This window comes from Stenotrophomonas sp., assembly GCF_031995405.1.
Classification (GTDB): Bacteria; Pseudomonadota; Gammaproteobacteria; order Xanthomonadales; family Xanthomonadaceae; genus Stenotrophomonas.
Window position 1 is genome coordinate 25756 of record NZ_DAMAGC010000031.1, and the last position, 9782, is coordinate 35537.

Below are 9782 nucleotides of genomic sequence, written 5' to 3' on the forward strand. Positions count from 1 at the left end.
AGGTTCAGGCCTCCCGCCGATCGCCCCCGTCAGCGACGACTGTGAACGGGAATTGCGTCGCAGCGAGCGGGCACGCTGATCGCGGCGCTATGATGCGCCGGCGGCACGGTGCCGCTGGAGAACACACGCCATGGATGATGCCCGTCGCCCACTGATCAAACGCCTGCACCGCGTCCTGTTGTGCGGTGTACTGCTGGGTACGGCGGCGATCGCGCAGGCCGAGCCGCAGTGCGTGGAGCGTTACCCCACGCCGGCCGCCCTGGCCTCGATGTTCGACGTGGCACTGGCCACCACCGAGACGCTGGATGCGCTGGAGGATGTGGACGTCGTGCTGATAGCGCGTGGCGGCCAGGACCTGAGCAAGTACGGCCTGCGCCACAGTCATGTGGCCTTCCTGCTGCGCGAGGACGACGGCCAGTGGCGCGCGGTGCACCTGCTCAATCCATGCAAGACCGATGCATCCCATCTGTTCCGCGAGGGCGTGGGCACCTTCATCGGCGAGACGTCCGCGCATACCGATCTGCGCATCGGCGTGCCGACGCCTGCGCTGCGCGCCGCGCTCAAGGCGATGCTGACCAAACCGGCGATCCAGGCGCGCGCCCTGCATGAGGCGCGCTACAGCGTGGTGGCCTACCCCTTCAGCACCGAATATCAGAACTCCAACCAATGGGTGCTGGAAGTGCTGGCCGCGGCCATGGCCCAGCTGGAAGACAACACCCTGATCGTCAACCGCACCCAGGTGCAGACCTGGTTGAAGGACCACCGGTACCAGCCCAGTACGCTGCACATCGGCGTGGGCAAGCGCCTGGGTGCCCGGTTCTTCGTGCCCAATGCCGCCGTTACCGACCACCCGGCCAGCGAGCGCATCTCCGGCAATTATTCCGTGGTGACGGTGGAGTCGGTGTTCGACTTCGTGCAGCAGCAGAAGGGTCTGCAGATGGAGTTGCCGATCGCGCACGTGCCGGTGGACGGCATTACCGCGCCCAAGCCGTAAGACCGCTGCACCGCAAACGGTGCAGGCATACTGACCCCCATATCGACGTCCCCAGGAGTTGCCCATGACACGGATTTCCCGTCTCGCTGTTTCCCCCTTGCTGGCTGTTGCGCTGTGCGCCGCCAGCCTGCCCGCCTCGGCAGAGGAATTGAGCCAGCAGCACCCGGTGGCCAGCAGCGTCATCGTCACCTCGGTGATGAGCGTGGTGGTGGTGACCGCGCCGATCTGGCTGGTCTCGGCCGGCTTGAGCAAGGCCAGCGACGGTTCGGCCCGACGCAGCCGCGCGCGTGCCGAGGCGAAAAAAGCCGGGCCACTGCCGCCGCTGACCGTGGAGAAGGTGGAACGCACCGCCGCAGGGGGCGTGCAACTGGCCCTGCAGAACCCGCAGGCGCCGGACGACCTGGCGGTGCTGGCCTGGCCGGCGCGCGCCGACAACCCGGTGGACGCAGTGAAGGTGGGCGACGTGCTGGCCTTTACGCCGTCCCAGGGTGGCGCCGGCTGGACAGTGGCCACGGCCGATGGCGCGGCGCTGGCGTTCCTGCCCACCGATGCGACCGTGGCCCAGAACAGCGAACCGAGCGCGCAGTGGTAAGCGTTGCGCGGCAATCAGGGTGCATGGCGGAAGGAGCGGCTGCATGAAGCCCATTGGACCCGTTGCGCGCGCGTCGCTGCTGGCGCTGGCGTTGGTGGCCACCGCCCTGCCCGCCACGGCGCAGAACCTGAGCCATGCCTCGCCGGTGACCAGCAGTGTGTTGACCACCTCGGTGGTCAGCCTGGCGGTGATCACCGCGCCGGTGTGGCTGAGTGCGCTGGGAGTAAGCGAGCTGCATGACGCCTCCATGCCGCACAACCGCATTGCCCGCGCCGAAGCGAAGAAGGCCGGCCCGCTGCCGCCGCTGACCGTGGCCCGCGTGGCGCACCAGGCCGACGGCAGCTATCGGGTGGACCTGAAGAACCCGCAGGCCCCGGACGAGCTGGCCGTGGTGGAATGGCCGGCACGCGTCGACAACCCGGCCGCCACCGTGAAGGCGGGCGACGTGCTGGATTTCCTCCCGACCCCGGCCGGTGCCGGCTGGACGGTGGCCAATGCCCATGGCACGGCGCTGGCGTTCCTGCCGACCACCGGTGCGGCGGCCTCCAGCATGAGCGAACGCTTCTAGATGAACCGGCCCGGGCTGGCCGCGGCCGGCCCAAGCCCGGATAATCCGCCGCTTCCCTGACTTCCCCGGTGCGCCATGCCTGTGCGTCCTGCCATTGCCTTTGCCCCGTTGACCGTGCCGTCGCTGCTGCTGGCGGTGCTGGCCATGGGCGTGGTGGTGCTGGGCAGCAACGTGCTGGTGCAGTACCCGATCAACGATTGGCTGACCTGGGGCGCCTTCAGCTATCCGGTGGCGTTCCTGGTGAGCAACCTGATCAACCGCCGCTTCGGGCCGCAGGCCGCGCGCAAGGTGGCCTGGGCCGGCTTTGCGCTGGCGGTGCTGCTGTCGATCTGGATCGCCACGCCGCGGATCGCGGTGGCCTCGTGCCTGGCCTTCATCGCCGCGCAGCTGCTGGACATCACCGTGTTCGACCGGCTGCGCCGCGGGCACTGGTGGCGTGCGCCGATGGTGGCCACGACCTGCAGCGCGACGCTGGATACGACGATCTTCTGGAGCATCGCCTTCGCCGGCTCCAGCCTGCCGTGGATCAGCTGGGCCGCCGGCGACCTGGCGGTGAAGCTGGCCATCGGGGTGTTCCTGCTGGCGCCGTTCCGCGCGCTGCTGTGGAAAATGGCGCCGCGTACGGCGTAGAGCCACCCCATGGGTGGCTTCGCGGTGCGCGGCGAAGAGCAGCCACCCATGGGGTGGCTCTACCCGGCTTCACGCATGGCGTGGCGTTACGCGTTGGAGGCGGCCTGGAACGGCAGGCCGGCCGCGTCGCAGGCGGCGCTGATGACTGCACGCGCTTCTTCCAGTGCCGGGGTTGGCGCAGCCAGGCGCGGGCGGCGGTCGAGGGTGCAGGCCAGGCCGACGTCCAGCAGTGCAGCGTGCGCGGCGTGCAGGCCGCTGCAGGTGCCGCCGGGTAGCCAGGCGATGTCGGCCAGGGCGTCGATCAGGCTGGGGGTGTCGCGCGGTTGCACGGTCTGGGGGTGCGCGGCGGCGCTGTCGAGCACGCCGGTCTGCAGCAGGAATTCGAGGTCGACGATGCCGCCTGCGCCCTGCTTGAGGTCCAGCCGTGCGGCATCGCTGCGGTCCAGTTCGGTGCGCATGCGCGCGCGCATCTTGAGCACGTCGGCGTAGAGCACAGTGTTGTCACGCGGGCGCGCCAGGGTGTCGGCGCGGACGCGTTCGAAATCGGCCAGCAGCGTGGCATCGCCGGCGATGCCACGTGCGCGCACCAGCGCCTGGTGCTCCCAGGTCCACGCGCGCTCGCGCTGGTATTCGGTATAGCTGGCCAGCGAGGACACCAGCGCGCCCTTGCCGCCATCGGGGCGCAGGCGCACGTCGATGTCGTAGAGGCGGCCGGCGGCGGTGACCGCGCCGAGCAGCGCCATCACCTTCTGCGCCAGGCGCGCGTACCAGCGGCCGGGGTCCAGCGGGCGCGCGCCGTCACTGCTGTCCTGGTCGGCCGGGTGGTCGTACAGGAACACCAGGTCCAGGTCCGAGCCGAAGCCCAGTTCCAGCCCGCCGAGGCTGCCGTAGCCGATGATCGCAAAGCGCCCGCCGGGAATGACGCCGTGCGCGCGCTGCATGTCCGCCTGCACCAGGGCCAATGCGGTGACCACCACGGCCTGCGCCAGTTCGGCGAGTTGCCGGGTGGTATCCACCGCGCGCTGGCGGCCATCCAGCGTGGCCAGGGCCATGCGGAAGCTGAGCGCCAGGCGGGTTTCGTTGAGCATGCGCAGCGCCGCTTCGGGGTCGTCGATGGCCAGGGCGGCATCGCACTCGGCCTGCATGCCGGTGGCGTCGGGCATCGGGCCGGAGACGCGCACGTCGAGCAGTTCGTCCAGCAGCAGCGGATACGCGGCCAGGCGTTCGGCCAGTAGTGCGCTGCGCGCGAGCACATCGACCAGACGGGCCAGCGCGCTGGGTTGTTCGTCCAGCAGCGCCAGATAGCTGGTGCGACGCAGGACCGCCTGCAGCAGGCCGAGTACGCGCTTGAGTGCGGCATCGGGCTGCGGTGAACGGGTGGCGGCGTGCAGCAGGGCCGGCAGCACGCGATCCAGGCGTGCACGTGCGTTGTCCGACAGCGACTTCACGCCGAGTGACTGGGCGAAATCGCGCAGCGACTGGTCGGCACTGTGCGGGTCGTGGAAGCCGGCGTCGGCCAGCACCTCGGCGCTGCCGTTGTCGGGCAGGCCGCGCCAGTAGTTGGCCAGTGCATCCGGTGCGGCCTGGCCCTTGCGCGGGGCCAGCAGCGCGGCGAATTCGGTGCTGACGCGATGGCGCTGCACATCGAGCGCGGCGAGCAGCGCGTCCCAGTCGGCATACCCCAACCCGGTGGCGATGCGCAGGCGGTCGATCGGGTCGGTGGGCAGGGCGTGGGTCTGCGCGTCGCGCAGCATCTGCAGGCGGTTTTCCAGCCGCCGCAGGTGGGCGTAGGCATGGAGCAGATCGTCGCCATCCTGCGCGGCCATCTGCCCGCAGGCGACCAGCGCCGGCAGCGCATGCAGCAGCCGACGCTCGCGCAGGCTGGCTTCGCGGCCGCCGCGGATAAGCTGCAGGGCCTGCGACAGGAATTCGATTTCGCGGATGCCGCCGGGACCGCGCTTGATGTCATCGAACATGTCGCGGCGCGAGACTTCGGCGGTGATCGCCGCCTTCATCTCGCGCAGTCCGTCCAGTGCGGTGTAGTCGAGGTAGCGGCGGTACACGAACGGGCGCAGGGTCTGCAGCCACGCTTCGCCGGCGGCGATGTCGCCGGCCACCGCGCGCGCCTTGAGCCAGGCATACCGTTCCCAGTCGCGGCCTTCGCGCTGGAAATACTGGTCCATGCCGGCGAACGACAGCGCCACCCGGCCGGCATTGCCGAACGGGCGCAGGCGCAGGTCGACGCGGTGGCTGAAGCCGTCCACGGTGGTTTCATCCAGCAGCTTGGCCAGCCGCTGGCCGAGCCGGGCGAAGTATTCCTCGGCAGCGAGCGGGCGGGCGCCATCGGACTCGCCGCCCTGCGGGTAGGCGTAGACCAGGTCGACGTCGGAGCTGAAGTTGAGTTCGCCGCCACCGAGCTTGCCCAGCCCGAACACCACCAGTTGCTGGGCGCTGCCATCGTTGGCACGGACCACCCCGTGGCGACCGGCGAATTCCTGTTCGAGCGCGGCCAGGCCGATGCCCAGGCAGTCTTCGGCCAGGGCGGTGGCACCGGCCAACGTGGCCGGCACGTCGTCCAGCCCGGCCAGGTCGCGCCAGATCAGCCGGGTGGAGGCGGCGGTGCGGTAGCGGCGCAGGCGCTGCTGCCATTCGCTGGGCTGCTGCGGATCCAGCGTGGGCAGCGGCAGCGGCGGGCAGCCCGGCAGGGTCAGCTGCGACAGCAGCGCCGGCTGGCGGCACAGGGTGTCGATGGCGAAATCACTGGTGATGGCCAGCAGGCGGACCCGATCGAGCACCTCCGCCGAAGGCGGCCAGTGACCGCCCTCGTTCAGCGACAGGGCCAGGCGCGACAGGGCGCGGTCAACCAGGGGGACGAGGGGGGCGGGGACGGCGTCGGCAGGGATCGGCATGCAGGGGATTATGCAGGGCATGCATGGCGCACCGGGCAGGAAGCGTGTTCACCGGTTTGGGCGGGCGTGCCTGGCGCAGGTCCACGCGGCAGACCCATCGGCGGCCCTTGTTCACCGGAGGCGAGACATAAAAAAGCCCGCTTGCAGCGAACTGCCAGCGGGCTCTGCTCCCTCCCCCACGTCGGGATGCAGGTCGATCTTCTAGGGTCGGCGAAGAACTTGCACGCTGCACTGCAAAACAATACTTGCGGGTACAGAAGTCGTTGCAAAACTGAACAGGGCCCCTTCCGGGCGTGATTGCCATCCCACCTTGGTCGCACACCCGGCGCTGCGTGGATCGCCGATAATGCAGATCCCCCCAAAAACGTTGTCGTCATGTCTGTCGATCGCATTGCCGACGCGCGTCTGCGTGACCGCGTTGTATCCGCCGAAGCCGCCGCCGCGCTGATTCAGCCCGGTGAAACCGTCGCCATGAGCGGCTTCACCGGCTCCGGTTACCCCAAGGCAGTGCCGATCGCGCTGGCCCAGCGCATCGAGGCGGTGCACGCCCAGGGCCTGCCCTTCCAGATCAGCCTGATGACCGGCGCCTCGACCGCCCCGGAACTGGACGGTGCGCTGGCCAAGGCCGACGGCATCGCCATGCGCATGCCCTTCCAGAGCGACCCGGATGCGCGCAACCGCATCAACGAGGGCAAGCTGGATTACATCGACATCCACCTCAGCCACGTGGCCCAGCATGTGTGGTTCGGGTTCTATGGCGAGATCGATACCGCGGTGGTGGAGGTCTCGGCGATCCGCGAGGACGGCTCGCTGGTGCCGTCCACCTCGGTGGGCAACAACAAGACGTGGCTGGACCTGGCCAAGAAGGTGATCATCGAGGTCAACGAGTGGCAGCCGGCCGGCGTGGATGGCATGCATGACATCTACTACGGCACCGCGCTGCCGCCGCACCGCAAGCCGATCCCGCTGGTGCACGCCAACGACCGCATCGGCGAGACCTCGCTGCGCTGCGACCCGGACAAGATCGTGGCGGTGGTGCGCACCAACGGTCCGGACCGCAACAGCCCGTTCAGTCCGATCGATGCGACCAGCGAGCAGATCGCCGAACACCTGATCGACTTCCTCAAGCACGAAGTGGCCAAGGGCCGGCTGCCGGCCAACCTGCTGCCGCTGCAGAGCGGCGTGGGCAACATTCCCAATGCGGTGCTGGCCGGGTTGGCCAAGAGCGGTTTCCGCGACCTGGCAGCGTTCACCGAGGTGATCCAGGACGGCATGCTCGACCTGCTGCGCGATGGCGTGCTGAGCTACGCGTCCTGCACCGGGTTCGCGCTGAGCCCGCAGGCCAATGAGACGTTCAAGGCGAACATCGATTTCTACCGCGAGCGCATCATCATGCGCACACAGGAAATCTCCAACCATCCCGAACTGGTGCGCCGCCTGGGCTGCATCGGCATGAACGGGATGATCGAGGCCGACCTGTACGGCAACGTCAATTCCACCCACGTGATGGGCAGCCGGATCATGAACGGCATCGGCGGCTCGGGCGACTTTGCGCGCAACGGGTTCCTGTCGGCGTTCCTGAGTCCGTCCACGGCCAAGAACGGCAGCATCTCGGCGATCGTGCCGATGGTGAGCCATGTGGACCACACCGAGCACGATGTGTCGGTGATCGTGACCGAGCAGGGCCTGGCCGATCTGCGTGGGTTGACGCCGCGCAAGCGCGCGCGGGTGGTGATCGACAACTGCGCGCACCCGGATTTCCGCGATCAGCTCAACGATTACTTCGACCGCGCCAGCCGCGACAGTTACGGCAAGCACACCCCGCACCTGCTGCCGGAGGCGTTGTCCTGGCACCAGCGGTGGCTGGATACCGGAACGATGAAGGCGTGATGTGGAAAGGCCGGGCAGATGCCCGGCCCTTTTTTCGACAGCGGCGGGGTGGGTGACCGGTCCGTGACGCAGCCGGACATGCGACCGAGGTAGGGTCGGTTCCGGAACGACCGCCGTGAACGAATCAACATCCGGTAACGCATGACCCTGGAACGCAGCAAACGCCTTTTTCGACGTGGGTCATGCCCTCACCGATCGCGGCAACTGCCACGGCGGTCGATCCGAATGCGACCCGACCTCAGGCGGCGCGCAGGGTCGCCAACGATTCGGCCTGTAGGCTGTCGTAAATAGCGAACTCGTCTTCGACCCGCATGCCCAGCGCCTGCTCGAACGCATCGCGGTTGTCATGCGCGGCATAGGCGCGCTGCTCTTCGCCGCCGAGGTTGGACTGGAAGATGCCCGCGGCACTGACCGGCAGGAAATCCTCGTAGACGATCGGGTCGGCGCTGGCCAGGCCGGCGGCGATCAGCGCTTCGGCTGGCAGGTCACCGACGGCAGCCGGGTTGCTGCGGCCGGCATCGGTGAGCGCGTAGCGGTAGTAGCCGAGGCCTTCGCGGCGCAGGGTGTCGTGGTCGTCCGGGAAGGCGGTGAACGCGGCCGCCAGGCGGGTCGGGTAATCCTGGCCGGTGCTGCCGGCGCCGCCGCTGTCGCGCGCCTGGGCGAGCAGCTGGTCGTACAGCGCGCGGCCCTTGGGGGTGAGTGCGAGGCCGCGTTGTTCGATTTCGCCGAAGCGCGCGGTGTGGGTGCCCGCGTCGGCCGCGTCGCCGGACGGGAAATGCACGGTTTCTTCCAGGGCCTTGAAGCTGGTCTGACGCAGCAGGATCGGGCAGCGGCGCGGCGGCGGGCCTTCGACCACGGCCTTGGCGTCGATGCCACGGGCGAGCATGCCGGCCTGGGCAGCATCAATGTCCAGCGTGCGCGGAGTGAGGTGGTTGATGTGCGGGCCACGGAAGCTGACCACGTCGGCGATCAGCCGATGCGCGTCATGCAGCGCATGGTAGGTGGCCAGCGATACGGTGGCATCGCCATGCCAGCGGAAGGTTTCCAGCGCTTCGATGACGAAGCGGCGGGCGTCGCTTTCGTCCAGTCCACCATCGCGCTCGGCCTGGGCGATCAACGCCAGCGCGGTGTCGGTGAAGATGCGGCGCTGGGCCAGGATGCGCGCGGATTCGTCGCGCAGTGCGGCGTCTTCGATCAGCTCCAGGCGCAGCAGCGAGGTGAACACGCGGAACGGGTTGTGTGCCAGCGCCTTGGCCGTGCGCGGGCGGAACGCGGTGGAATGCACCGGCACGCCGGCCACCGACAGGTCGTAATAGCCCACCGGGTGCATGCCCATGACCGCGAACAGGCGGCCGAGCGTGGCCAGTTCTTCGGCGGTGCCGACGCGAATGGCGCCATGGCGCTCCTGGTCCAGGCGCGCGCGTTCGTCATTGCGGTCTAGCTGGGCGACCAGCGCCGGATCGGCGGTGAGCACGGCATCGTTGATCTCGGCGACCAGGTCGACCAGAGTGCCGTAGAGCGGCACTTCGGTGCGGTACATGGTGGACATCGCCTGGGCGAACAGGCTGCGGATATCGTCGGGTGAAACGAAACGGTCGGCGCTCATTACGTACTCGGCAACGGATCACGGGGGAGGTGCAGCAATGCTGCATTGTCGCCGAGGATGGGGCTCATCGCGATCTGCAGAGCAGCAAAGGGGGGGGCGACGTGGGGCGGGTACGAAGTGCAGCCACGCATGGCGTGGCTCTACCCGGGATGGGGCCACGGGGTGTTTGGGGATGCGGGGATGTGTGGGTCTGCGCGAACGGTAGCCACGCATGGCGTGGCTCTACGCGGGATGGGCCACCGGGTGTTTGGGGATGCGGGGATGTGTGGGTCTGCGCGAACGGTAGCCACGCATGGCGTGGCTCTACCCGGGGTGGGGCCACGGGGTGTTTGCGGATGCGGAGATGTGTGGGTCTGCGCGGACGGCAGCCACGCATGGCGTGGCTCTACGCGGGATGGGCCACCGGGTGTTTGGGGATGGGGACATGTATGGGTCTGCGCGAACGGCAGCCACGCATGGCGTGGCTCTACCCGGGGTGGGGCCACGGGGTGTTTGGGGATGCGGGGATGTGTGGGTCTGCGCGAACGGTATCCACGCGTGGCGTGGCTCTACCCGGGGTGGGGCCACGGGGTGTTTGGGGATGCGGGGATGTG

7 protein-coding genes are annotated in these 9782 nt (G+C 68.8%); 5 read left to right on the forward strand and 2 right to left on the reverse strand.

What is annotated here, in order from left to right; genetic code table 11:
* Window positions 1-130: 130 nt before the first annotated feature.
* The 4 genes from RTO53_RS07865 (at window position 131) to RTO53_RS07880 (ending at window position 2784) form a co-directional block, all read left to right on the forward strand.
* Window positions 131-994 carry a DUF2145 domain-containing protein gene (locus RTO53_RS07865; RefSeq protein ID WP_312237259.1) on the forward strand — a complete coding sequence of 288 codons (864 nt, stop codon included), beginning with the start codon at window positions 131-133 and terminating at the stop codon, window positions 992-994.
* A 64-nt stretch (window positions 995-1058) separates the two neighbouring features.
* Window positions 1059-1586: a hypothetical protein gene (locus tag RTO53_RS07870; protein ID WP_312237260.1), complete on the forward strand. Its 528-nt coding sequence runs from the start codon at window positions 1059-1061 to the stop codon at window positions 1584-1586.
* Window positions 1587-1629: 43 nt separating this feature from the next.
* On the forward strand, window positions 1630-2154 hold the full coding sequence (locus RTO53_RS07875; RefSeq protein ID WP_312237261.1) for a hypothetical protein: 525 nt from the start codon (window positions 1630-1632) through the stop codon (window positions 2152-2154).
* A gap of 75 nt (window positions 2155-2229) precedes the next feature.
* Entirely contained in the window at window positions 2230-2784 is a 555-nt protein-coding gene (locus tag RTO53_RS07880; RefSeq protein WP_312237262.1) for a queuosine precursor transporter, read from the forward strand.
* A gap of 86 nt (window positions 2785-2870) precedes the next feature.
* Here RTO53_RS07880 and glnE read toward each other — a convergent pair whose 3' ends face one another.
* Window positions 2871-5693 carry a bifunctional [glutamate--ammonia ligase]-adenylyl-L-tyrosine phosphorylase/[glutamate--ammonia-ligase] adenylyltransferase gene (gene glnE / locus RTO53_RS07885; protein ID WP_312237263.1) on the reverse strand — a complete coding sequence of 941 codons (2823 nt, stop codon included), beginning with the start codon at window positions 5691-5693 and terminating at the stop codon, window positions 2871-2873.
* Window positions 5694-6068: 375 nt separating this feature from the next.
* On the opposite strand from glnE, the gene RTO53_RS07890 reads away from it, so the two are divergent.
* A complete protein-coding gene (locus RTO53_RS07890) occupies window positions 6069-7583 on the forward strand; it encodes an acetyl-CoA hydrolase/transferase family protein (protein WP_312237264.1) in 1515 nt (504 codons plus the stop codon).
* A 238-nt stretch (window positions 7584-7821) separates the two neighbouring features.
* On the opposite strand, the gene RTO53_RS07895 is transcribed toward RTO53_RS07890, so the two are convergent.
* On the reverse strand, window positions 7822-9189 hold the full coding sequence (locus RTO53_RS07895; RefSeq protein ID WP_312237265.1) for a VOC family protein: 1368 nt from the start codon (window positions 9187-9189) through the stop codon (window positions 7822-7824).
* Window positions 9190-9782: the final 593 nt, after the last annotated feature.